The sequence below is a fragment of the Pontibacter brevis genome, assembly GCF_054779655.1.
The window spans coordinates 1-24,836 of record NZ_BAAGXV010000063.1; the positions used below are offsets into that span (position 1 = coordinate 1).

23 protein-coding genes are annotated in these 24,836 nt (G+C 49.3%); 10 read left to right on the forward strand and 13 right to left on the reverse strand.

The features are described from left to right. The first annotated feature begins 228 nt into the window (after positions 1–228). Together ACYVB1_RS13925 and ACYVB1_RS13930 are read left to right on the forward strand one after the other, a co-directional pair. A complete protein-coding gene (locus ACYVB1_RS13925; RefSeq protein ID WP_460924383.1) occupies positions 229–747 on the forward strand; it encodes a cupin domain-containing protein in 519 nt (172 codons plus the stop codon). Positions 748–798: 51 nt separating this feature from the next. Further along, the gene (locus ACYVB1_RS13930) at positions 799–2,295 is read left to right on the forward strand and encodes a PQQ-dependent sugar dehydrogenase (RefSeq protein WP_460924384.1); all 1,497 of its coding nucleotides are present in this window, start codon (positions 799–801) and stop codon (positions 2,293–2,295) included. A gap of 101 nt (positions 2,296–2,396) precedes the next feature. Here the strand turns inward: ACYVB1_RS13930 and ACYVB1_RS13935 are convergent, their stop codons facing one another. From ACYVB1_RS13935 to ACYVB1_RS13950, 4 genes are all read right to left on the reverse strand, one after another. Then, positions 2,397–3,593 carry a dipeptidase gene (locus ACYVB1_RS13935; RefSeq protein ID WP_460924385.1) on the reverse strand — a complete coding sequence of 399 codons (1,197 nt, stop codon included), beginning with the start codon at positions 3,591–3,593 and terminating at the stop codon, positions 2,397–2,399. 188 nt (positions 3,594–3,781) lie between these two features. Then, complete coding sequence (locus ACYVB1_RS13940) at positions 3,782–4,381, reverse strand: DUF3267 domain-containing protein (protein ID WP_460924386.1); 600 nt, start codon at positions 4,379–4,381, stop codon at positions 3,782–3,784. Between the two features lie 33 nt (positions 4,382–4,414). Continuing rightward, positions 4,415–5,044, reverse strand: coding sequence for an HAD family hydrolase (locus ACYVB1_RS13945; RefSeq protein WP_460924387.1), 630 nt, complete (start codon positions 5,042–5,044; stop codon positions 4,415–4,417). A 247-nt stretch (positions 5,045–5,291) separates the two neighbouring features. Continuing rightward, on the reverse strand, positions 5,292–6,041 hold the full coding sequence (locus ACYVB1_RS13950) for a DUF72 domain-containing protein (protein ID WP_460924388.1): 750 nt from the start codon (positions 6,039–6,041) through the stop codon (positions 5,292–5,294). Between the two features lie 109 nt (positions 6,042–6,150). Here ACYVB1_RS13950 and ACYVB1_RS13955 point away from each other — a divergent pair, with 109 nt between their 5' ends. Both ACYVB1_RS13955 and ACYVB1_RS13960 read left to right on the forward strand, forming a co-directional pair. After that, positions 6,151–7,047, forward strand: a complete 897-nt coding sequence (locus ACYVB1_RS13955) for an ABC transporter ATP-binding protein (protein WP_460924389.1) — start codon at positions 6,151–6,153, stop codon at positions 7,045–7,047. Next, on the forward strand, positions 7,047–7,817 hold the full coding sequence (locus ACYVB1_RS13960; RefSeq protein ID WP_460924390.1) for an ABC transporter permease subunit: 771 nt from the start codon (positions 7,047–7,049) through the stop codon (positions 7,815–7,817). Before ACYVB1_RS13955 ends, ACYVB1_RS13960 begins: the two co-directional genes overlap by 1 nt. Before the next feature lie 13 nt (positions 7,818–7,830). Here the strand turns inward: ACYVB1_RS13960 and ACYVB1_RS13965 are convergent, their stop codons facing one another. From ACYVB1_RS13965 to ACYVB1_RS13975, 3 genes are all read right to left on the reverse strand, one after another. After that, positions 7,831–8,505: a hypothetical protein gene (locus ACYVB1_RS13965; protein ID WP_460924391.1), complete on the reverse strand. Its 675-nt coding sequence runs from the start codon at positions 8,503–8,505 to the stop codon at positions 7,831–7,833. A 249-nt stretch (positions 8,506–8,754) separates the two neighbouring features. Then, entirely contained in the window at positions 8,755–9,372 is a 618-nt protein-coding gene (locus tag ACYVB1_RS13970) for a hypothetical protein (protein WP_460924392.1), read from the reverse strand. Between the two features lie 127 nt (positions 9,373–9,499). Next, positions 9,500–10,225: a hypothetical protein gene (locus ACYVB1_RS13975; RefSeq protein WP_460924393.1), complete on the reverse strand. Its 726-nt coding sequence runs from the start codon at positions 10,223–10,225 to the stop codon at positions 9,500–9,502. Between the two features lie 225 nt (positions 10,226–10,450). Between ACYVB1_RS13975 and ACYVB1_RS13980 the strand changes: the two genes are divergently transcribed. Continuing rightward, positions 10,451–11,968, forward strand: a complete 1,518-nt coding sequence (locus ACYVB1_RS13980; protein ID WP_460924394.1) for a hypothetical protein — start codon at positions 10,451–10,453, stop codon at positions 11,966–11,968. A 107-nt stretch (positions 11,969–12,075) separates the two neighbouring features. Here the strand turns inward: ACYVB1_RS13980 and ACYVB1_RS13985 are convergent, their stop codons facing one another. The 4 genes from ACYVB1_RS13985 to ACYVB1_RS14000 all read right to left on the reverse strand — a co-directional run bounded on the left by ACYVB1_RS13985 (position 12,076) and on the right by ACYVB1_RS14000 (position 16,870). Next, positions 12,076–13,344: a bifunctional 3,4-dihydroxy-2-butanone-4-phosphate synthase/GTP cyclohydrolase II gene (locus ACYVB1_RS13985; RefSeq protein ID WP_460924395.1), complete on the reverse strand. Its 1,269-nt coding sequence runs from the start codon at positions 13,342–13,344 to the stop codon at positions 12,076–12,078. A 418-nt stretch (positions 13,345–13,762) separates the two neighbouring features. Then, complete coding sequence (gene dnaG, locus ACYVB1_RS13990) at positions 13,763–15,679, reverse strand: DNA primase (RefSeq protein WP_460924396.1); 1,917 nt, start codon at positions 15,677–15,679, stop codon at positions 13,763–13,765. Between the two features lie 397 nt (positions 15,680–16,076). Continuing rightward, positions 16,077–16,598 (reverse strand): O-acetyl-ADP-ribose deacetylase, encoded by a 522-nt coding sequence (locus ACYVB1_RS13995; protein ID WP_460924397.1) that lies wholly within the window; start codon positions 16,596–16,598, stop codon positions 16,077–16,079. A 65-nt stretch (positions 16,599–16,663) separates the two neighbouring features. Further along, a complete protein-coding gene (locus tag ACYVB1_RS14000) occupies positions 16,664–16,870 on the reverse strand; it encodes a hypothetical protein (RefSeq protein WP_460924398.1) in 207 nt (68 codons plus the stop codon). Positions 16,871–17,074: 204 nt separating this feature from the next. On the opposite strand from ACYVB1_RS14000, the gene ACYVB1_RS14005 reads away from it, so the two are divergent. From ACYVB1_RS14005 to fahA, 3 genes are all read left to right on the forward strand, one after another. Then, entirely contained in the window at positions 17,075–18,178 is a 1,104-nt protein-coding gene (locus ACYVB1_RS14005; RefSeq protein WP_460924400.1) for an Mrp/NBP35 family ATP-binding protein, read from the forward strand. 5 nt (positions 18,179–18,183) lie between these two features. Further along, on the forward strand, positions 18,184–18,453 hold the full coding sequence (locus ACYVB1_RS14010; RefSeq protein WP_460924402.1) for a NifU family protein: 270 nt from the start codon (positions 18,184–18,186) through the stop codon (positions 18,451–18,453). A gap of 228 nt (positions 18,454–18,681) precedes the next feature. Then, the gene (gene fahA, locus ACYVB1_RS14015; protein ID WP_460924403.1) at positions 18,682–19,953 is read left to right on the forward strand and encodes a fumarylacetoacetase; all 1,272 of its coding nucleotides are present in this window, start codon (positions 18,682–18,684) and stop codon (positions 19,951–19,953) included. 35 nt (positions 19,954–19,988) lie between these two features. Here the strand turns inward: fahA and ACYVB1_RS14020 are convergent, their stop codons facing one another. Beyond that, the gene (locus ACYVB1_RS14020; protein ID WP_460924404.1) at positions 19,989–20,759 is read right to left on the reverse strand and encodes a DUF4184 family protein; all 771 of its coding nucleotides are present in this window, start codon (positions 20,757–20,759) and stop codon (positions 19,989–19,991) included. 182 nt (positions 20,760–20,941) lie between these two features. Between ACYVB1_RS14020 and ACYVB1_RS14025 the strand changes: the two genes are divergently transcribed. Both ACYVB1_RS14025 and ACYVB1_RS14030 read left to right on the forward strand, forming a co-directional pair. Beyond that, positions 20,942–21,844: a flavin reductase family protein gene (locus tag ACYVB1_RS14025; protein WP_460924405.1), complete on the forward strand. Its 903-nt coding sequence runs from the start codon at positions 20,942–20,944 to the stop codon at positions 21,842–21,844. Between the two features lie 121 nt (positions 21,845–21,965). Beyond that, the gene (locus tag ACYVB1_RS14030; protein WP_460924406.1) at positions 21,966–23,120 is read left to right on the forward strand and encodes a PQQ-dependent sugar dehydrogenase; all 1,155 of its coding nucleotides are present in this window, start codon (positions 21,966–21,968) and stop codon (positions 23,118–23,120) included. Between the two features lie 95 nt (positions 23,121–23,215). On the opposite strand, the gene ACYVB1_RS14035 is transcribed toward ACYVB1_RS14030, so the two are convergent. Then, positions 23,216–24,013 (reverse strand): carboxypeptidase-like regulatory domain-containing protein, encoded by a 798-nt coding sequence (locus ACYVB1_RS14035; protein WP_460924407.1) that lies wholly within the window; start codon positions 24,011–24,013, stop codon positions 23,216–23,218. Between the last annotated feature and the right edge of the window lie 823 nt (positions 24,014–24,836).

Sequence of the window (24,836 nt, forward strand, 5' to 3'; positions counted from 1 at the left end):
AGAGTTGCTACAAGATATGAGAAATTAGCCGTCAGTTTCTTAGCGATGCTGAAGCTGGCTTTTATTAGGTTTTACCTGAAAAAGTATTCATCAGACACACCCTAGAGTAAAAGCCCGCCTCCCGTCAGGGCATTTACCCCGCCCTTATAAGGTTAAAGCATTGCAGAACAGCTGGGGAAAACAATTTCCTTGCTGCCCCGGTACTATTTTGCATACAAGACCTTCGCCATGAATGAACAAAAGGTAATTCCTGTCCTCCTCCAGCCCCACGACAACATCCCAAACAACCCACACCTTCCCCTCCTGCTCTACCGGGAGGTATTCTCAGGCAACAGAGAGCTGGAGAGACAGTTTAAAGAGGCTTTTGCGCAGCATAACTGGGCAGGCAGCTGGACCAACGGCGTATTCGACTATCACCATTACCACAGCACAGCGCACGAAGTGTTGGGCGTGGCGGCAGGCTCGGCTACTATCATCTTTGGAGGGCCTGGGGGAAAGGAAGTGGAAGTTAAGGCAGGCGACATGGTGGTGCTGCCTGCCGGCACCGGCCACTGCCGCAAAAGTGCTTCCTCTGATTTCACTGTAGTAGGCGCCTATCCTGCCAGACAGGAACAGTATGACATCTGCACCGAAGATGATAATCCGGAAAATAAAAAACAGAACATAAAGCAGGTCACCCTCCCAAAAGCAGACCCTGTTGCTGGCGAAGGTGGCCCGCTGCTACAGCACTGGAAAAAGAGCCACTAACCCAAATGTGCCGTTTGGAGTATGTATGAGGATGCACCATGCTCTATAGCTATGACTAAATCACCCAAACTATACTACCTGCTGCTCTCCCTGTTCCTTGGCTTTGCAGGCTGCAACAGCAGTACTTCCCCCTCTGCCAGCACCAGCGGCAATCAGGGGGCGGCTACCAACAGGGCAGGAACTGCCGCCACAGAGGAGGTGGCGCTGGCAGGGCAAGCGCTGACAAACGCCCGCACCAACTACACCACTTACTGCGCCGGTTGCCACGGCCAGGAACTGGAGACATTCATTAACCGCGACTGGCAACATGGTAACACCCGGGAAGCCCTTTTCAAAAGCATTAAGGAAGGCCACCCCAGCAAAGGCATGCCTGCTTTTGCCAACACTTTGCCAGACGAAGAGATAAGTAACCTGGTTGCTTTTATCCGGAAGGGCATTCAAAATGTGCAGGCCAGTCAACCGGATAAAGGCAGAGGGGGTACCACTATATATCGTTCTGAGGAGTTTAGCTTCCGCCTCGATACGGTGGCAACGGGTTTGGAGGTTCCCTGGGGCATGGCCTTCCTGCCTGACGGTGACATGCTCGTTACTGAACGCTCCGGCACGCTTTACCGGCTGACAAAGAACCGGCAGCTGCAAGAAATAGAAGGCGCACCACCTGTATTGGCTGAAGGGCAGGGCGGCCTGCTGGATGTGGAGCTTCACCCGGATTTTGAGAATAACAACCTGATTTTCCTCTCTTACTCTGCCTTTAAAGAGGAAGGTGGAGAAGTTTTGTCTACCACCGCCATTATGCGGGCGCGCCTGCAGGGAAATGCCCTGACAGACCAGAAACAGATATTTGAGGGAATGCCGTATGCCAAAACCCGCCACCATTACGGCTCACGCATGGAGTTTGGCCCTGACGGGCTGTTATACTTCAGCATGGGCGACAGAGGCGGCACCCATGAGAACCCACAGGACCTGAGCCGGCACGCAGGAAAAATACACCGCATTAAGGTTGATGGCACCATCCCTCCTGACAACCCATTCGTGCACAAACGCGGGGCACTCCCCTCCATTTACACCTATGGCAACCGCAACCCTCAGGGTATGGCCATAAACCCGAACACCCGCGAACTCTGGATGCACGAGCACGGCCCTAAAGGAGGCGACGAGGTAAATATTATGCAGAAAGGGGCGAACTATGGCTGGGCTGTGGTAACATACGGCATTGACTATAACGGCTCCATTATCTCGGACCAGCAACAGAAAGAAGGCATCACAGCCCCCATCCATTACTGGGTACCTTCTATAGCCCCCTCGGGGATGGCCTTTGTAACAGGCAACAGGTATAAAGGCTGGGAAGGAGACCTGCTATCGGGTTCTATGAGTTTTAAGTTCCTGAGCAGGGCCAAAGTAGAAGGCAACAACATCGTAGGTGAAGAAAGACTGCTGCAAGACATAGGGCGCGTTCGGGATGTGAAAATGAGTCCGGACGGCTATGTGTATATTGCGGTTGAAAAACCAGGCATAATATACCGGCTGGTTCCTACCGAAACGCCGTAGCCGAGGTATACAGTTAAACAGCAGTGGCAGGCATTATCAAATAATGTCTGCCACTGCTGTTTTAAGAAAGTAGATTTAAAGAAAAGGTAGCAGAAGCTAACTCATACGTCCATGTTCGCCCGGAACACACGCAGGAAATTGCCGCCTAAAATCTTACGTACATCTTCTTCGCTGTAGCCCCTTGCCAGCAGCTCCCTTGTGATGACAGGGAAGTCCTGCACACCGTTCAACTGCTGTGGTGTGGATGAAATGCCATCAAAGTCAGAGCCCAGGCCTACATGATCCACTCCCACTAATTTCACAATATGGTCGAAGTGGTCAATCAGCAGGGATAAGGAAGGACGCATGGCAGCAGCCTCTTTCGGGTATTTCTTAACCAGCCAGGAGTTGATGGCAAAGTTCGAACGGTTCAGTTTCTTTAAGGAATCTACCTCCGCCTGGTGCCGGGACAGAAACTGCTGCCGGCGTTTCGCAAAATCTGGATCTACAAAGCTTGCTTCGAAGTTGATATTGATAACGCCACCGTTTTTCCCGACGGCCTTTATCTGCTCATCCGTCAGGTTTCTGAAATGCGGGCTGATGGCTTTGACACAGCTGTGCGACACCAGAACCGGTTTGGTCGTAGTTTCCATGGCATCCCAGAAGGTCTGCTCGCCCACATGGCTCAGGTCTACCAGCATACCCAGCACATTCATCCGCCGCACTACCTGCCTGCCAAAGCTATTAAGCCCTTTTTGGGTATTCGGTAGCTTTCCGCTGCTTTCGTCCATGGCAGAGGTAGCCCAGGAGGTAGAGTTATTCCAGGTAAGCGTCATGTAGCGGACACCACGGCTGTGGAGGCTGTCGAGGTAGCTGAGGTTGTCTTCGATCATGTGCCCCCCTTCCACGCCAATCATGGCCGCCAGTTTCTGCTGCTGTACTGCCAGCATCAGATCAGCCGGTGTTTTAGCCATCATCATCTTTCCCGGGTTGCGTGCTGCCACTGCGTATAGTGTATCTATCTGCCTGTTGGCGTAAGCAAAGCCCCTGCCCTTTCCGTAGGTTTCGTCGCTCCACACCGAAAACACCTGCACATCCACACCTCCCTCTTTGAACCGACCCAGATCAGAATGTGTTTTTCCCTTTAAATTACCGGCAATGTCCAGTCCTTCCAACATGTTAATCAGCACATCATTGTGCGTATCCACAACAATAGCCTGCTGATGCACTTTCTTGTAATTTTGTGCATAAGAGGATGTGTAGCCCAGTAGTAAGGCAGCAAGCACCGCGCCTTTAGCTATTGTTTTTCTGTATATCATGTGGGTTATTCTTTTGCTTTGGCTGTTGTAATTTGTTCTGCTATGGAGCAGGGCTTTTTGCGTTAACTTACAGATGAAAGCTCTTTACTGCGCCCGGTATGCTGTAGCAGATTTACCAATATAGGAAATCCTGTTCAGTTTACCTGACCCGCTTCTTTACAATTAAAGCAGAAAAGCACTGAATTATGTCATACCTTTCGCAGTACAAAACACCCAATCTTGTCAGGGTGGTCCTGCACTAAATCAGTAGCACGGCAGTGGCGCAGCATCCAGAGCACCAGCATGTCGCCGGCAGCAGCCAGCGTGAAAAACAGCCCGAAAAAGAACACCCAGGGATTTCCCAGTACAGTACCCGCAACTGCAGGTATTATGCCCATTACCACACCTGGCATGATGCCACCAAGAATATAAGGCTTTAAGGGTAGTACTTCGTCACAGTGGCAGTAAGGAGACAGCGCCTTCCAGTGCACACCGTATTTGATGGACTTCACACCGTTTTTACAAAAAGCAGCCCAGGTAAGGCCGTGCAGCAGTTCATGCACCACTGCCCCCGGTATAAAAACCAGCATCATCAGAAATGGCAGAAACAGGATGCGCCCGCCATACACCTTCACCAGGCCTTCTATGGTTTCAGATGAAAACTGCTCCGGCCACAGCAACACATAGGGCACCATGAGTACCAGCATCGTGGGCAGAGCAAAAGCCAGGGCCTGTACATTAGCCTCTGAAGCCGTAACAGCAAGCTCCATCTTTTTATACTTCCCTTCCGGCATGGCGACATCTTTCATAGGTACTCGGCCTTAACCTGCTATAATTAATCGCTAAAACAGCTTCCGGAGGTCAGCAAATGTAGCAATGCTTTGTACATCAGCCTCAACTTCCCCAAACCCGTACTTTGCAAATACAAAGGGCACCTCTGCTACCTGGCTTGCCTCATAATCTCCTTTTGTGTCGCCCACATAAACCGCACTTTCCAGGTTATTGCGCTCAATGACATCCCTTATGTTTTCTCCCTTGGGCCTGTTCTTGTCTCCGTAGCAGGCATGATCAGTGAAAAAGCGCTGCATATTATGATACTCCAGGAAGATGTTGATGTAACCTACCTGGCAGTTGCTCACGATAAACAGCTTGTACTTTTGCTGCAGGTATGCCAGGGTTTCCTCCAGCCCTTCATACAACTCGCCACCCTCTGTTTTCAGGTGTCGCAGCTCTTCTTCAGCACAAAGCGCCATCAGCTCCTGACGCTGCTCTTTGTTTAAGTTTGGGAAAAGCTTGTCATATATGGCATCGTACGGCATACCGGCTATGCCACGCACGTCTTCCTTCGTAACAGTGCGGTCAACATAGTTCAGTTTGCTGATGGAGGACTGCCAGGCATCGGCAACGGCCTGTGTCGAGTCCCAAAGTGTACCGTCAAGGTCAAATATTATTCCGTCGGTGGTTTGATTCATCTTCGTTTTTATTCACTGTTGTAAATAGCTGCTCCTCCATTTTCCTGAGAGCATTTCCCCTCCTGCTGATGTATTGCTGGCGAAAGGCAAGCCTGCTGTGCATTCACCGGAGGCGGAGGAGTAGGCACATAGTCCCTGTTCCCGGGCTGCCCGGTCACAAAGGTAAGGTATAATCCGAAAGGCAACTATCTTCTGCACACCTGTAGCCATATACCCGATCAGGCCTGCCCGGCTGCTATGCCCGGAGCTACTGCATGTTCATTACCAAGCCGCGCAACCGCTCTGCATTCAGGACTGCGTTGCCTAGGATGGTGTTATTGAAATATACCCACACCTGTCTGCCATCCAGTAGCCAGTCGTGGACCATAAAGGCATAACGCTCCAGCTGTTCATCAGAATAGGCGGAAGAGTACAGCTTCTCATCGCCGTGCAGGCGCAGGTATACGGTGTCTGTGGTGGTTGTTTCCAGGCTGGGAAACCGCTTGCCGGCACTCGTAATTACCCAGGTGATGGCATAATCCTGCAGCAGCTCCTGTGCCTCCTGCGAGAACCAAGATGCATGCCGTGCCTCCAGCGCAAAAACTGACTGGGGATACTGCCCACGCAGCATCCTGAAAAAATCAGCTGCTACCCCAAAATCGAAATGCAGGCTGCCCGGCAACTGTATAAGTACCGGCCCCAACTGCTCTCCCATTGCCAGAAACCGGGACATGAATTTCGCTACCGCTTCTTCCGTATCCACCAGGCGCTGCTTATGCGTTACCTGCTGGTGCATTTTAGCTGCAAACCTGAAGGTTGCCGGTGTTTCGGTCAGCCACTTCCCGATTGTCCTGGCCATCGTGAAGTGATAAAAGCTGCTGTTTAGTTCGGTGGTGTTAAAGCGCGTGGCATAGTAACCCAGCCGGTCCGCCGATTTGATTTCTTCCGGGTAAAAGACGCCCTGCCAGCGGTAGCTCCAGCCAGAGGTTCCTATGTATAAGTTATCGTGTAGTGCCATCGTTAAAGTAGTACGTAAACAGATAAATCCTTAGATTACTTTTATTTGTATTCCCTGTTCTCTATATTCATGTAAAACGGCTTAGCAGCTATAAAAAAGCGATACACGTGTGACAGCAATACTGGACATTAACAATCTTTCCAAACGCTTTGGCCCTATTCAGGCCGTAAAAGAGGTTTCTGTTCAAGTAGAACAAGGAAGCATTTATGGCATTCTGGGGCCGAACGGAAGTGGCAAGACTACCACGTTAGGCATGGTGCTGGATGTGATACGGCCTTCTTCCGGCAGCTTTGCATGGTTTGGCCAACCAATTAACCGAAATACAAAACAGCGGGTGGGTGCTCTCCTTGAAACGCCTAATTTCTACCCCTACCTCACTGCCCGGAAAAACATGGAGATTGTTGCCGACATCAAAGGCGTCGGTTACGGGAACATCAACCCTGTGCTGCACCTGGTTGGGCTGGCAGAGCGGAAGCATACCACCTTTAAAGGCTTTTCGCTGGGTATGAAACAGCGCCTGGCTATTGCCTCTGCCTTACTGAACAACCCGGAGGTGCTGGTACTGGACGAACCTACAAACGGGCTGGACCCGGAGGGAATAGCTGAAATACGGGAGCTCATACTTAAAATTGCGGCGGAAGGAAAAACAATTGTCCTGGCCAGCCACCTGCTGGATGAGGTGGAGAAGGTGTGTACGCACGTGGCGGTATTGCAGGGGGGTATGTTGCGGGCAGAGGGGCCCGTCAGCACCATTCTTTCTGCCAAGGACCAGGTCATTGTCAGCGCACCCAACATGGCCCTTCTGCTGGAAGTGCTGCGGCGGCTGCCCTTTGTGGAAACTTTTCAGCCTGAGCGGGACTTCGTGCACCTCACGCTGCAGGATGGTTTTAGCAGCGCAGACGTAAACAAGGCCATGTTTGAAGCAGGCATTGTGCTGGCACAGCTAACAGTGCGCCGCAAAAGCCTGGAAGCCCAGTTCCTGGAAATCATAAAAAAGAAACCCTGATGAATTTACTCCGCATAGAACTGCACAAGATACTGCCTTACCGCACGGTGTGGGTCATCCTGGCTATCTTTGCCACCCTGCTAACCCTTTTTCTGTACGCCAGCAGCCAGGTTACAGTGAACGGGCAACAGTTAGGTGACAACATGTACCGCCTGCCTGACTTCTGGCTGAGCCTCACCTACATAGCCAGCTTTTTTAACCTGCTGTTCGGCATCCTCATCATCGTGCTGGTATCAGACGAATACACTTTCCGGACACTACGGCAACAGGTGATAGATGGCCTCTCCAGGGCGGATTTAGTTTTAGCAAAACTCTACATCATCCTGGCTTTCGCCGCTGCCAGCACCTTATTTCTGTTGCTGCTGGGGCTTTACTTTGGGCTGCTTTACAGTACCGACCGCTCCTTAAGCGCTATTTTCGGGCAAATACATGCACTCTCCTACTACTTTGTACAGTCGGTGGGCTACATGACCCTGGCCATGCTGTTTGCCTTTTTTATCAGGAAAAGTGGTTTGGCGATAGTCGCTTTTATCGTTTACACCATTATCCTTGAACCACTTATCCACTTTCGCCTACCAGACTCCACAGATAAGTATCTGCCTATGAAAGTATTGGGAAGCCTGACGCCAAGGCCACTCCAGGGGGGGCTGGACCAGATGACTACACCCACTGAACTGCTCTCCCCTGCCGCAGCTTCCCTTGTGGCAATCCTTTACATTGCACTTTTCTGCCTGCTAAGCTATTATATCCTGAAGTTCCGCGACCTGTAGACAAGGCCTACATCTACAGGGAATTGAAGTGATTGACAATGGCTATCAGTTCGTGCGGCTTTTTGTAGTCGAGTTTTTTCTCTTTCACAAACTTCTTAACCTGACGTGATTTCTTTCCAAACAGCTTGTGCAGGTCCCTGCGCACGTTACGAAGCGTCACTACCTCACCATCTGGCAAAAGCACATAATAAAGTTCATGGACCTGGTCCAGATAGTTATTTCCCATCGGGTACAAGGTAGGATCACTGTAATACCCATGGGTGCCGGCATACTGTGCGTCCCGGCGCACATACGTTTCCCGCATAAAGAGAGAGAGCGTTCCCTGGTTCAGCTGCTCAAAAAAAGTAGGTTTCTTGAAATCAGAATAGTCGCGGCCTAAGTCCCACATCAGCGACCGGAAAATGTAAGCCCGGTTGCTGGGATGCTCCTGTGCTACAAAATATTGTACGTTTACCGGCGAAAATGCACTGATGGTGCCATCCTCATTGTGTACATTAATAACTTCCTGTGTCCGGTATAATGTCAGTGGCCCATAAATTGTGTCCCCGCTAGTCAGCACAACCTTTCCGGAAGGCCACTCCTGTACATCAACTTCAGGTCGGTATTGCGCAGTTGCATCAAGTGAATGTCCAATTACAGCAAACACCACATACACCATCTGCGCAAGCATGGTTAAACTCTTTTTCATGTGGTTAAGTATTTTAAGTTCTACACACGTCGCATAAAGCGACAATTTCTAAACGCTCCTATCTTATTATACTTGTTTGCCACGAAAGGTTACCTAATTACCTGACTTTAAATAATTAAACTCTTAAAATTACGTATTGCCATCAAAATAATTCAACACTTACAGTACAATATTTAGCACAGAAATCAGTAACAAAACTTGCCTCCAGGCCTATAACCGTAGCTTTCCGGCACATGAAAAATTTGCGTTTCAGCCACAAAAAAATTCACAAGCCTTCTGCCATGAACTTAAAATAAGGATAACGGCACCCAGCACTACGCCAGTACCAATGCCTGCGCCCGCTATTGCTTTTCTAGCTTTTTTACTTTTGGCCTGCTCTTCATACCCCCGCACATAATCCGGGTAAGAAAGGAGCGCCATATCAGACACCCTGTTCTTATGCGCTTTAACAGATGTCAAGCCTAAAACTGCGGCTCCCGCGTAACCATAAGGAAAAGCCAATGCCGTGCTGGCTGCGGAGCCCCACATCACTCCGTTACCTTTATAATACATAGAGGCATCCCGCTTGCCCAGCAGGTACAGCTCAGTAGAACTCATCACTTTATCTGTCACGGCTTCATTCCCAGGCAGGTTTTGGGTGAAAACTTCCTTTGTTCCGTTCTCATACCGAATCATGAACACCTCTGCATTCGGAATACGGAAGACTGCCTCCTCCAAAGAATCAGGCTGACGATACAAAATTTCTTCGAGCGTAATCTCAAGCACCCGCGCTGGTATTTCGTCTCCATTCACCTTCACTATCTGGTCCTGTGCAAAAGCGCTCTGAAGCAGGAGGGTAAGCAGGATAAAGATAAGATTTCGTTTCATGTGGTTATGTTTATGATTTTTTCAACTGTACTGTGGAGGCGTTAACCTAAATGGACAGCCTGCGATACCATGCAGCAAAACTGAACAGCACAGGCAAAATCAGGGGTTTTAAAAAGCAGCGCTTACGCTAGTATTTCCGGGAGTTAAATCCAAACAGCAGGCTAAAACGGGCACCATCTTTTGAGGGAGCCACCGCAAAATTCGCGGGAAAGTTAACACCCTGGCTATGGAAGTTAGTACCTACTGCCATCACAAGTCCTGCACCACCCAGCGACACATTTGGTCCTAACCCAAACTCAAAGCCTTTAGCGGTCCTGAGCCCTATCAACCCACTCGGGCTTGGCAGGAACTTCCCCTGCTCCAGCCCCCCTACCAGCGGCACAAACTCAAACAACCCCGACAAGCCATTTTCCAATGTGAAAATACGGGTTTTGAACTGCCATCCGAACTGTGTCATAAAGGAGTTTACATCGGAGTCAAACTCGTCCCTGATATTATCAGCATAGCGCTGGCTGAGAATGGTAAAACCAAGCCTTGGCCCTGACAACTTCAGCACCTGCAGCTCCAGGGGCACCTGCACCGGATGATACACTGGTCCACGGGCAGGGGTTCCTGCCGCCTCGTTGAACACTTCTTTTGTGCCGTTTTCATACTTGACCATAAATACTTCTGCTTTCGAAACAGAAATCAGAGGGCCCTCCAGGTTATCATACCGTTTGTATTTAATCTCGGCCGGGGTTATTTCCTGCACCTTTACCTGCAGTTCATCCCCACTCCGCTTTATCAGAACATCCTGCGCCCGGCACAGAACAAAAGAACACAGTACACTAAATGTTAACAGCAGCTTTTTCATGGTTTTGCGGTTAGAAGTTTATGTAGCATATTTCTCCTTGATTCTTGTGTTAAAAGTAGCAGCACAACAGATAAACCCAAAGCCTTGAATTTGATAAATCAGACTTTTATATATTATTTTTACATATTACATTTACCTGAATAACAATGTCTTAAAAATTAAAAATCAGACTTTACAAAACATCTGTTTTAGCATAGCCTGATTCCCAAAGCTGCTTCGTAAAACATGGATGACCTGAAGATTACCCTTGATACACTTTCCGATGATGACAAGCGGGAGCTGGCCGTATTTATACAGCGGGAGAAAAAGAAAAAGCACCGGAAGGACCTGGAGCTTTTCCAGCTCCTGCAACAGAAGAAAAGCTATAAACCGGAGCAGCTTATCCAGCGTTTGTACCCCGACGATCCTAACCCGGTAGCGTATTATGCCCTCCGTAAGCGGCTCATGCGCCACATCACTAATTTCATTTTGCTCCAGCGCGTGGAGCAGGACATTACGGCCGCCTCCCCTATCATGGGCATGTTGTCGCTGGCACAGTACTTATTTGATGTGCGGGCAGATAAGCTGGCCTGGACTTTTCTCCGCAAAGCAGAGAAACTGGCCGTCACGAACGAGCAGTTTGATTTGCTGAACATGGTGTACAACCTTCAGATTGAGAAAGCGGATAACGATTACACCGATAACCTGGATCTTATCATCAGCAAGCGTAACCAGAACAAACTCGCAGCCGACGAGGAGGAGCGGGCGAACATAGCCAGTAGTATCATCAAACATCGGCTGCAGGCCGTGCGCCGCCAGGGCAGTGACTTACATTTTGACATCATTATACAGGAAGTACTCCAGGCGTATGGCCTGACGGAGGCGCTGAGCAAGCGCCCTTCGCTTCTCTACAAGCTGCTTTCTATTGCCCGGAGTGCTGTGTTGGCCCGCAAAGACTTTCTTTCTTTTGAGCCTTATATCATTGCCCAGTACCACGAGGCGGAACGGAAGTATGGATTCAGGAAGGCACACCAGTACTACAAGGCCAGCCTGCTGTATATGATAGCCCACGTGCTGTACCGCAATAAAAAGTTCAGGGAATCAATGCACTACCTGGGCTTACTGCACGAAGGCATCAATGGGGAAGGGAAAAACCATCACGCACTTTTCTACCCGCGCTACACCTTTCTGATGGCAGCCAACCTAGTGTTCCTTTTCCGAATACAGGAGGCCAATCAACTGATGGAAAACCTGCTATACAGAAACACTGTGACACTGGGAACAAAAGACCTGCTTACGGCCCAACTGGGGCTGAGCTTCAACTATTTTGCACAGGGTGCTTACACAAAAGCAAACAGGGTGCTCTTAAGCCTTAACCATTCCGATAAGTGGTGCGAGGGCAAGATGGGCCGCGAATGGACGCTAAAGAAGAACCTGGGCGAGCTGATTATACAATATGAACTGGGTAACCTGGACCTGGTACTGAACAAACTCAGGGCGTTTGAGCGCAGCTATAAGGAACTTTTGCAGGCACCTGCTTATAAGAATGTGAGGCAATACCTGCAGCTCATCAAGCACATGGTTGATTTCCCGGAGGAGGTGTACCGTCCTGAATTTGTACAGAGCGTGGAGAACGCGCTGGAATTCACCTCTTTTGAGGACACCGACATACAAGCCATGAGCTTCTACGCCTGGCTGAAGTCTAAAATGTTGCGGCGACCTTACTATGATGTACTGTTAGAACTGGCCCAGACAAAGCAATAGTTGATTTACCTGTTTTAGCCATGCAACAAACATACGGGGAGCAGCAGATGGCTAAAAATGAAAAATCCTGAGTAGTTACAGGTATATGCCTTCTACTCAGGATTTTGTTATTTATGATTCGGGTTGGTCTGGTGCTTGAGGGTGGTATTCTTCAGAATCTCGTGCCCCAGTTTGTCCCGCTTTGTTGTGAGGTAGCGTTGGTTGTGTTCATTCGGGAAAATCTCAATCGGCACCCTGTCCACTATCTCCAGGCCGTATCCCATAAGGCCCGAACGCTTCTTCGGGTTATTAGAGATGAGCCTCATCTTTGTTACACCAAGGTCACGCAGAATCTGGGCACCTACACCGTAATCACGCTCGTCCATACCGAACCCCAGTTCAAGGTTCGCTTCTACTGTATCGCGCCCCTGCTCCTGTAGTTTGTAGGCCTTCAGTTTGTTTATCAGCCCAATACCGCGGCCTTCCTGGTTCATATACACGATAACGCCTTTACCCTCTTTCTCAACCATACGCATTGCCTCGTGCAGTTGCGGACCGCAGTCACAGCGGCAGGATCCGAAGATGTCGCCGGTGACGCAGGAAGAATGTACCCGCACCAGGATAGGCTCACCGTCTTCCCAGGTGCCTTTTACAAGTGCCAGGTGCTTGGCACCCGTGCTGCGCTGCGTAAAGGCATAAAGGTCGAAGTTACCGTAGTCAGTAGGCATCTGTACCGCAATTTCGCGGTCAATCAGGCTCTCTTTCTGCAACCGGTATTTGATGAGGTCTTTGATAGAGATAAGCTTTAGGTCGAAACGGTCTGCTACTTGGAAAAGGTCAGGCAGGCGCGCCATCGTACCATCCTCGTTCATTATCTCTACCAACACACCTGCAGGTGAGAGTCCGGCCAGGCGCGCCAGGTCTACTGCTGCCTCGGTATGGCCGGATCGGCGCAGTACACCTTCTTTTTTAGCCTTTAGCGGAAAGATATGCCCGGGCTTACCCAGGGAGTGCGGGTCTGTGTTTGAATCAACCAGCGCCTGAATGGTTTTGGCACGGTCTGAGGCAGAGATGCCCGTTGTACAGCCATGGCCAATCAGGTCTACTGATACAGTGAACGGCGTGGCGTGAAGCGCAGTATTACGGCCCACCATCAACTCGAGTCCTAACTCGTCGCATCGCTCTTCTGTTAGCGGCGCACAAATCAGGCCCCGGCCATGCGTCGCCATGAAATTCACTATTTCAGGCGTTATTTTTTCGGCTGCACAAACAAAGTCACCTTCGTTTTCACGGTCATCGTCGTCTACCACAATCACCACTTTGCCCTGCCGTATATCCTCAATAGCAGACTCAATAGAGTCTAAAGGCCTGCTATCAAAATTTGTATTGGATTCCATATATTTTTGTTAGGCCTGTACTGCATACGTTGCAGCGCCGGCTATTGGTCTCTTAGTAAAGCAGCACAAAATTAAAAAGTTTTACACGGCTTTCCCCCTTTTTATTACACAACAACTTTGAGCAGGTTTTAGTTGATGCTGGTGTGAGTAAAGGAATAAGCTTAAACATCGCAGCGCGCGAAGTTCCTGCGGGACCTTTTGGAGCGGCAGTTGTACTGTACAAGCAATCAGGCCACGGAAATGAGCCCAAGCGATGAGCCCCCTCTCCTTTTTCAGGAGAGGACAAAGGAGCTGTGTCGTCAGCTCATATCTTTGAATTAACAAGCTAAACTGTCATTTCGGACACAGATTTCTCACTGTGTTCGAAATGACACAAAACCCCTTTAGTTGACGGCTTTCAGGCTGGGGAGAGGTAATCCTATCTGTTCACCACAATGCCGAGCATATCGCCGAGCTGGCAGTGCAAGGTTTTGAGGTTGCGGATAAAGGTGAGCTGCTGCACCTGCTCCTGCGGGTCGGTAACGAGGCGCAGCTTTTCCATTTCTCCTTTAATCATCAGCTCCACATTGCGCCACTTCAGGCGAAGTACGGCGCGCTCGGCACCATAAGGCAGCAAATCGGTCTCGGTAGGCACGAAGATCTGGTGCGTTTCCCAATTATGGCTCAGTTCATGCGGGTCGGAGAGCAGGTTGGTGGCTTCCGTGCGAATTTCCTGGTCCGGGTGGTGTATAAAATCTTCTGCTGTAGCCAGGTTGCCTTCGCAAAGCTTTTCTTTGATCAGCTCCATCAGGCGGGCATAAAGCGGCGTCCGGAACTCCACATCCTCTAACTGTTCCAGCATATACTGGCAGGTGTTCATGCCTTCTTCCAGCATGCGGTCGGGGTAATTGAGGAGCATGCGCACAATTTCACGCTCATACCGCTTCAGCATGTCCGCATCCGACACTGGTTTCTCCGGCTCAGGCTCTGCAACAGGAGGAGCCATAAACTGCTCAGGCGCCCCCTGCTGCCTCGGCTGCTGACGGTCCTGCAGCTGCATTTTATTGTATTCCGAAATCAGCACCTGCTCATCTATATCGAAGATGAGGCTGCAGCTGCGGAAGAATACCGTACGTTTGATGGAATCTGGAATCTTCGCAATAGAGGCTACAATCTCCCGTATCGCCTCCGCTTTTTTGACAGGGCTGCCTTTGGCTTCGGCAGCGTATAAACTTGTTTTAAAGGATATAAAATCCTGCGCATGCTCCTGTATATAGGCTTTGAAAGCCGTGTCACCTACTTTCTGGATGTAAGAGTCCGGGTCCTCCCCTTCCGGGAACGTCACCACATCCACGTTCAGGCCACTCTCCAGGATCAGGTCAATACCACGCAAAGAGGCCTTGATTCCCGCGGCATCGCCGTCGTAAAGTACCGTGATATTTTCGGTGTAGCGGGCAATTAACTTAATCTGGCCCTCCGTGAGCGAAGTACCAGAAGAGGCCACTACGTTCTCGATACCGCCCTGGTGCAGCGACAGCACATCAAGGTAACCTTCCACCATGTAGCACATGTCCTGCATCCGGATCGCCTGCTTCGCCTGGAACAGGCCGTACAGCACATTACTCTTGTGGTAAATATCCGACTCCGGGGAGTTGAGGTACTTCGGGCTCTTCTTATCGTTTGTCTTCAGCGTACGGGCACCAAAGCCTACCACGCGTCCCGACACGTTGTGAATCGGGAACATGACACGCCCCCGGAAACGGTCGTACTTTTTGCCGTCTTCTTTAGCAATTGTAAGGCCGGTTGCCTCCAGGTATTTCTGTTGATAGCCTGCCTTCAATGCAGCATCGGTCAGATGGGTCCATTCATCGATGCTGTAGCCCAGTTCAAACTTCCTGATGGTGTTCGCGGTCATCCCCCGCTGCTTCAGGTACGACATGCCAATGCCACCCTGCTCGTGCGTATGAAGGTTTTGCTGAAAATGCTTGTTTGCGAAATCAGAGACAATGAAAAGGCTGTCCTTCTCGCTCTGCTCCTTGGCGTATTCCGGATTCGGGTTATCCTCCGGTACGTCAATCTGGTACTTCTTCGCCAGGTACTTGATGGCCTCCGGAAAGCTGGTGCCTTCCACATCCATGATAAACTGCACTGAGTTACCGGCCTTTCCACAACCAAAGCATTTATATATACCCTTGGCAGGAGACACAGAGAAAGAAGGAGATTTCTCGTGGTGGAAAGGACAGCAGGCCCACATGTTCTGCCCCTTCTTCTTCAGCGACACGAAATCGCCCACCACTTCCGTGATGTCGGCCTGGGCTAAAACTTGGTCAACGGTTTCTTTTGGGATCAGGGACATGGGCAAAGGTATTAGCGGAAGACAAAGATAAGGCTTCTGCTGAACTTTAGAGGAAAGATTGCGGGAATGATAACTTTAATTAATTGTATATAGCTTGAACAGTGGACCTTAACAAAGTTGCCCCCTGATATCTATCATCTTGAAAGGATCCTGGCTGAGAATAAAGGGACCTTCCAATGCCGTCAATTTAAGCTTTATTTTGTCATCTCGAACGCAGTGAGAGATCTGGGTTATTGCGGGGCCATGAAATAACACAGGTCTCTCACTGCGTTCGAGATGACAAAAAGGGGGAAGAGCAGTACCATCAATCTAAGAAACCTGTCGCCGTTGTTGTATGCTTTCACCAACAATCAGGCTTCACACGCACTCACTTTATATTCAGTTATTCAAAATTAACCTACAACATCTCCTCGTACAGCTTCTTGTTTTCCGCATCAAAACATACAAATACCACCCGCTGCAGGCTGGTGTCATGTTGCTGCAGGTAATCCTTTACCGCCTGTACTGCCACCTGTGCCGCTTTGTCTTTTGGGTACCCATACACGCCGGTGCTGATGTTGGGAAAGGCAATGCTTTTCAACTGTTTTTCGGAAGCAATCCGCAGGCTGTTATGGTAGCATTTCCCTAGTAGTTCTGGCTCACCTTCACTGCCTCCATGCCAGACAGGGCCAACGGTGTGAATAACGTATCTGGCGGGCAGGTTTCCTCCTGTCGTAATGACGGCTTCTCCGGTGGGGCAGCCTCCCTGCCGCTCCCGTATCTGTTTGCACTCCTCCAGAATGGCGTGGCCGCCAGCACGGTGAATAGCGCCATCCACACCTCCACCACCCAGCAAACTGCTGTTGGCGGCATTCACAATGGCGTCAGTCGCTATCTTGGTAATGTCGCCCTGTTGTACTTCTATTTTGGTATCAGCCATAGCTTTACTTTTTCCCTCCACTACGGCAAACTGGCAAGAAAGGCAAAACCGCTGCCGCCGGCGGACTAAAAATCGAGTCCCTGACTGACTGTAGCTTTCACGGAGGCTGGCGAGGAAGGCGAACTGGAAACATGCAGCAACTCCGCCTGATTTTCAGAGGTTGAAGCTGCCAGCCTGTTGGCTCTGCCCAGTTCCATATAGCATATGAGGGCCAAAATAGCCAGAAATAGCAGAAAGAGGCTGCCGATACCGTCTGAGTGTTCTTTTTCCATAGCTATGAAAGGGGCCTAACTAATGCAATCAATGAAGAGACCCACCTGGTCACTTTACCGTTGCATCACCAGGTAATATAATTTACTGATCCTCAAAAGAAAACTAATACACGCCAGCGCTTGTTGCACTCTTGAGGCCTTCTCTTATGATTAGCGGTTTTTCGTTTGTATCTTTGTAAGGCTAATCGCAAAGCAGTACTATATATGGCAATCACAAAAGAAGATATATTAAAAGCTCTCAGCTATGTAGAGGAGCCTGATTTAGGCAAAGACCTCGTGACGCTGAACATGGTGGAGGATGTACAGGTAAATGGTAAGAATGTGAGTTTCACCGTTATCCTGACCACTCCTGCCTGCCCGCTGAAAGACCTGATCCGCAATGCCTGCGTAACCGCCATCCACACGATGGTAGACAAAGAGGCTGATGTAACCGTGAACATGACCTCACGGGTAACTTCCGGCCGTGGCGACACTTCTGAAGTACTAAGAGGTGTTAAAAACATCATTGCCGTTGCATCCGGTAAAGGCGGTGTAGGTAAATCAACCGTAACCACGAACCTGGCCATTGCCCTGGCACAGTCCGGTGCAAAAGTAGGTTTGATTGATGCCGATATCTCTGGTCCTTCTATTCCAACTATGTTTGGGGTAGAGCAGGAACGCCCGCGCATGGTACAGGGCGACCACGGCAAGAATTATATTATGCCGGTAGAGCGGTACGGTGTGAAGATGATGTCCATTGGCTTTCTGACACCAGCCGACGGTGCTGTGGTATGGCGTGGCCCAATGGCCAGTTCTGCGCTGCGCCAGTTTATCTCTGATGTGGAGTGGGGGGAGCTGGATTACCTGCTGCTGGACTTACCTCCGGGCACTTCCGACATCCACCTGACCATGGTACAGGCCTTACCGGTAACCGGTGCCGTTATCGTGACGACGCCGCAAAAAGTGGCCCTGGCCGATGCAGTACGCGGTCTGCAGATGTTCCGACAGCCGCAGATAAACGTGCCGGTGCTTGGTGTAGTGGAGAATATGGCTTATTTTACGCCTGCTGAGCTTCCTGAAAATAAATATTTTATATTTGGCGAAGGCGGTGGCAAAGCACTTGCCGAGAAATATGAAGTGGCCCTGTTAGGCCAGGTGCCAATTGTACAGAGCATCCGGGAAAGCGGCGATGTTGGAACTCCTGTGGTTTTGGAGAACGATTCTCCGGCATCCGGTGTTTTCAAGGAATTGGCACAGGCTGTGGCGCAGCAAGTATCTGTTCGAAACGCCACACTGGGCAAAACAAAACCTGTAGAAATTAAAAGCTAACGATAATGGCAGTCATAAACGTAGATCAAGATTTCATGCTCCGGGTAGAGGGTGCCCTCGACCAGATCAGACCTTACCTCGAAGCTGACGGCGGTAATGTAAAGGTGCTGGAGATAACGGAGGACATGGTGCTGAAACTGGAGTTGCTGGGTGCCTGCGGCTCCTGCCCTATGTCTACCATGACACTGAAAGCGGGGGTAGAGCAGTCGGTGCTGAAAGCGGTACCGGAAATAAAATCCGTTGAAGCCGTGAATGTTACGCCGTTATCTGTATAAAAAAACACAAGTAGCAAGACTCCTTCAAGAGTTTGTATGAAGAGCGGGTGTGGTCTGGCCACACCCGCTCTTTGCATTCAGGGGCATGTGCTGTAATTGTACACGCACTTAGTGTCTCCAAAATTCCATATTTTTTAATCCTTAAATTCTCACCTCTCCAGAACATAATACCCTTTCCCTTCATAGCCAAAAAAGTTATATTTACAGGAACCCTGATGCACAGACAAGATGATCAAAGCAAACGATCCAGCCCTTCACTCCTGGATAGAAATAGCCCCTGGCAGCAACTTTCCTATCCAGAACCTGCCGTTCGGTGTTTTCACTACTCCTGAGCGTGACCCGCGTGTGGGCGTGGCCATCGGCGAGTATATCCTGGACCTGTGCGTGTTGGGGCAGCACGACTTCTTTGTGCTGATTGACCTGGACCCCAACGTCTTTCACCGTCCCTGTCTCAACGATTTTATCGCTTTAGGGAAACCTGTCTGGCGTGCTGTACGAAACCGGGTCTCTGAGCTCCTCCAGAACGACAACACGGAAATCAGCGGCAACAGCAACCTGATACGGGAGTGCCTGGTGAAACAAAGTGAAGCTGAAATGCTGATGCCGGTAAAAGTGCAGAACTACACAGACTTTTACAGCAGCATGGAACACGCCACGAATGTTGGCAGCATGTTCCGTGACCCGCAAAACGCCCTTCTGCCAAACTGGAAGCACCTGCCGGTAGGCTACCATGGCCGCGCCTCCTCTATTGTGGTATCGGGCACTGACATTTACAGGCCAAAAGGACAGACAAAAGCTCCGGATGCTGCTACTCCCTCCTTCGGTCCTACCCAACAGCTGGACTTTGAGCTGGAGGTAGCCTTTATCGCAGGTCGGGAAACTATTTTAGGCCAAAGTATTACCACCTATGAAGCGGAGGATTACATTTTTGGTCTTGTGCTGTTCAACGACTGGTCGGCACGGGACATACAGACATGGGAATATGTGCCGCTGGGACCGTTCCTGGCCAAAAGCTTTGCATCTTCTGTTTCTCCCTGGGTTGTGACGCTGGATGCACTGGAGCCGTTCCGGGTGAAAGGCCCGGAACAGGACCCTAAGCCGTTGCCTTACCTGGAGGTGCTGGGCAACCGGAACTTCGACATACAGTTGGAAGTACTGTTACAGCCGGAAGGTGGCAGCGAGCACATCATCAGCCGCTCTAACTACAAATACCTTTACTGGAACATGAACCAGCAGCTGGCGCACCAGAGCAGCAATGGCTGCAACATACAGGTAGGTGATTTGTATGCCTCCGGCACCATCTCTGGCCCCGGCAGGGATTCTTACGGCTCTATGCTTGAACTGACCTGGCGCGGCACACAACCGCTACAGTTAGCAGACAACACCTCCCGCCAGTTTATTCATGACCACGACACAGTGATCATGCGCGCCTACGGTGAGCACAATGGCATCCGGATAGGTTTTGGTGAGGTTAGAACAAAGGTGTTGCCAGCGCTATAGGTTCAGAAATAAGGTTGAGGTGCTAGTGACCTTTATTACCGGCTATTGTTACCTGCTAAACCAATCATTCTTAAAACAAGAGGTGCTGCTACAAGGCTGAAGAAGAATGCGGCAACCAGGGTGATAATAAAGTCCCAGAAATCTCCTTCCAGGCGCAAGATCTCCCTGAAGCTTACGCCCGTTGCAAACCTGATACTGAGTACTGCCAGGATAATGATTCCTACAACAGGCCAGTAAGCTTTAGTCCTATTTGTTTCTTCAACGGCATCTTCTTTAGGTAACTTCAGGATAGCATACAGCACGATTACGAATCCTATCACTGAACTCATTATATTCAGGAAAAAGAAAAGCGGGACGGGTAATACACTTAAGCTGGCTTTGTCTGGAAGCAAAGTAGGTTGGTTCTGGTCCGGCCCATCCTTATGAGTAAAACCATCCCAGATAATATGGGTTAAAGCCCCAAGTATGATGGAGACCATGATAACCAGGAAGTGCTCCTTAAAATAAACCTTCCAATTCAGCTTTTTAAAACGGGCCAGCCGTTTTCTCATAAAGCCTGGCAGGTTATCGATCAGTGTGTCCCGAACTACCAGGTGAAACACAAAAGACAGTATGATTCCTAAAGGAAGAGAGAACCAGAAGATGGAGCCCCAGGTATGGCTGTAGCTGTTCCCCCCCTCCAGTTTCAGGAACTTCTCAAAATCCGGTGCCATGCTCCCAATCACCAGACCTGTTGAAGACACCCATCCCTTAGGAAGGTACTTAAAAGGTAAAACAGCAGCAGGATGAGAAAAAGTAAATGGCATTATAAAAACGCTATGGTTCTGTTGATGCAGTTGGGATACTGTACCTACGGCTCAATGGTTGTAAGTTAAGGAAAGATATGTCTGCACCAATTCCGGAACATTACAGTATTGATAGCTAAAAGCCCAGCTTCACGTACTCAGGCTGTTTCACTTTTATTTCTGATTTTCCGTACCTTGTTGACATGTCAGTCAAAACCATAGATCCACAACAGGCGCAGGCTTCAGAGCTTTATGCGTTTATGTCGGGGGCTGTGGCGCCCCGCCCTATCGCCTTTGCCAGCACCACCGATTCAGAAGGAAACGTGAACTTAAGCCCCTTCAGCTTTTTTAACCTGTTCAGTGCAAAGCCTCCTATCCTGGTTTTCTCGCCACTGAGCCGGATGCGCGACAACAGCAGCAAGCACACCCTGAATAATGTACTAGCTACCAAAGAGGTAGTCATCAACATTGGCAACTACGATTTAGTGGAGCAGATGTCCCTGGCCAGCACAGAGTACGACCTGGGGGTAAATGAATTCATCAAGGCAGGATTGACACCTGCGGCATCTGTTCGTGTAAAACCGCCGCGTGTAAAGGAGGCCCCGGTGGCTTTTGAATGCAGGGTAAATGATATCATCAAGCTCGGGGCAGAAGGCGGTGCCGGCAACCTGGTACTATGCGAGGTCCTGCTGATGCACGTGAATGAAAATATCTTAGATGCAAACGGCAAAATTGACTCCATAAAACTGAATGCCGTGGCCCGAATGGGTGGAGATGATTACCTGCACGCCATCCCGGAATCCATCTTCAAACTGCCTAAACCCGGTCGCAACAAAGGCATGGGCGTAGACCAGCTCCCCGACTTTATTCGTAACAGCAGCATCCTGACGGGCAATAACCTGGCTCGTTTAGGCAACACAGAAAAAATGCCCACAGAAGAGGAAGTCACTGCTTTCAAGTCTGACCCACTGGTATCCTACATCCTGACAAAGTACCAGCATGACCCTGCTACAAAACGAAAAGAACTGGAGAAACTTGGAAAGAAGCTGCTGGAGGATAACCAGGTAACCCCGGCATGGAAGGTGCTGTTATTGGCTGGGAGCTGAGCTTTTATTTCAGTGCTCTTTACAGGCAGCGCTTTTTCTGCAAAGGGTATAATACGTAGAACATCAGCTGTTCTGCTGCGTTATCAGAGAATATAATTCTCAGAAGCAGTAACATTTAACTATGAAAACATCAGGCTTAAAATTACTATCGCGCGCTGTTCGGCACATGACAGGAATAGTGGCATTTTTATTATTAGCCGGCACAGCTTACTCACAACAAAAACCAACCATAATCACACAGGCCGGTGATATTGAGATAGAAGAATTGGCAGGAGGACTGAAGCATCCCTGGGGCATGGCTTTTCTGCCGGACAACCGGCTGCTGGTAACCGAACGCGCGGGTAACCTTCGGATACTGGATAAAAACAACAAGCTTTCACAACCTCTTAAAGGTACCCCTGAAGTGTTTGTAACAGATCAGGGAGGACTTTTAGATGTAGCGCTAGATCCTAACTTCCGGCAGAATAGATTTGTTTACCTTTCATATGCTGAACCTGGCAGCGAAGACAGCACGGCCTCAACAGCTCTTGGGAGGGGCAGACTGGAAGGAAATGAGCTAAAAGACTTCAAGGTAATCTTTCGGCAGGACCCTAAAGTAGAAGGCCCAAACCACTTTGGCAGTCGCATCCTGTTTACCCCCGATGGACACCTGATGCTTACCTTGGCAGACAGGTTCAAGTTTGAACCTGCGCAGGATCTTTCAAACCACATGGGCACCATTATTCGCATCAACCCAGACGGTACAGTACCAAAGGACAATCCTTTTGCAGGTCAGGCGAATGCGAAAAATGAAATCTGGTCTTACGGCCACCGCAACATTGAAAGCGCCGCCTTTGATCCACGAACCAACAAGCTCTGGGTTGCTGAAATGGGCCCCATGGGTGGAGACGAGCTAAACCAGCCGGTAAAAGGTCGTAACTATGGCTGGCCGGTCGTAAGCTGGGGGAAAAACTATGACGGCACTGAAATTCCCAATCCGCCCACACATCCGGAGTTTGCTAATTCGGTAATACAATGGACACCCACCATTTCTCCTTCTGGGATGATATTCTATACCGGCTCCATGTTTCCTGCCTGGAAGAACAGCGCCCTCATCGGAGGACTAACCAGCAGCGGTATCGTGCGGGTGCAAATTGATGGAGAGCAGGCAACAGAAGTCGAGCGCATTCCCCTCGCAGCCCGCACACGCGATGTGGAACAGGCACCAGATGGCTCCATCTATGTGCTAACTGACTATGATGACGGTAAAATTCTGCGCCTGCGGCTTCAGAAGTAGTTCAGGTAAACTCCTGCTTAGGGCGTGCTGTTAGCAAAACGCAACAATAGAAAATCGTCAATTTATTGATACATATAATAATATGTAAAACAATCTTATGGCAGGTAAAAGCTCTTGATGTTTGAAGGAGTATTTCCATGGGTAGGAAATAAATGCTTTTCATATCCTTTCTCAGGGTTATTGTATTCAAGCCTCTTACTGTTTCCGGTATAGGACACCACATAAACTCTGTCACCAGGAGAGAATCCTTTGTCATAGAACCATTTTTTGACAGGCATACCGGGTGCACCACCAGTGGGATAAGTTGAGTTCCCCCCAAAGCAACAGTCTACTATATATGAAGAGTAAGTAGAGCTTGACACATTAGGATCTTTGCTAAAGTAAATCCATCTTGAGATCATAGTCCACTCCTCCAACTCAAACTCTATTCTTACATAAGGATACACCAATGGATGATTTGGGGTCGGGGCTGAGCCATCGCGTGGTCTATCTTCTATCATTACTCCGAGCATAGTAGTGTTCGCCTTGGGCAACTCGGTCAGTTTAGCAAAGGACAGAGAGTCAACCTTGTTCAAATGGTCGAACCTCAAAGAATCGAAGCCCGCGAAGTTCTCTTTCTTGAAGTTTATAATATAGCTGCCATTAGGTACCTCGCTAAAAGAAAACTCTCCATTGGCGTTCGTTATGGTAGAGAATTTCTCCTGGTCTATCAGCGCCTCAACCTGTACCCCTGACATGTCGTCAAGCTCATCTTCATTCGTATCGTAAAGTGTAACTTTCCCAACGATGTCTCCCTTGGTTTTTTCTGCGACGGGATCTCCTTCCTTTTCGCATGCGGCGAAAACTAGGGCTACAATAAAGAGCAGGGAACGTACTAAAAGGTGTTTCTTCATGGAGTGAAAGTTCTGTTACGCGAAAGAATTTAATGAGTGTTTCTTTGGAAGTTGAGAAAACGTTGGGGCTAGAAGGCGGATTAGTTTCGCTTCTTCCATGACATTTTTATAGTTGTTTTCTCAGGCTTGCGTTGCTCCCCGTTTTAAGCGTAGGTATGGGGTTTGTTGAACAGGGAAAGCAGGAGTTTGGATATCAATATTATGCGCATAAGACAAACATTGTATTAAGCTTGAGTACAGTTAAAGGAGAATTCTATGTATCAGAAATAAATATAAATCAATATATACATTTCTGATATACATTCAACTATATACAACAGAAGAAACCTGAAAGAGAAGTTTACACGCAGCAGCTATCAACACCTCCTACAGGAAAGCAGTAGTAGGGTACGGTTCAGGGACATCCACCATTTTGCTGTCGAGGCTAATAAAGCAGTTAGGCCTGGGGGACGTAACGGTGACATTATAAAAAAGAGGAGCCTATCTATTGATAGGCTCTTCAAATCTACATGATGTATAAAAAAATTGGTACTATAAAGCTCTTTACCGAAAGTTCAGCAACACCCTATCCGGCCGTTGTAGTGCATCAGTACTCTGTTCCGACACAGATTTGGGTCACAAACTTTCCAGGCCTCCTCTTTAGTTATTGGCTGGATTTGGCTGGAGGTTTGGATTAACATCCAGTTCCCTTTGCGGGATTGGCAGGTATTCATTGCCCGTGACCTCCCCCCGCAAAACCGGACCGTTGTAAATTAGAGAAAACGGGCAATAATCGTATAGAACCAAAAGCGAATTGCCATGAAAAAATCAAAGTTCACAGAGG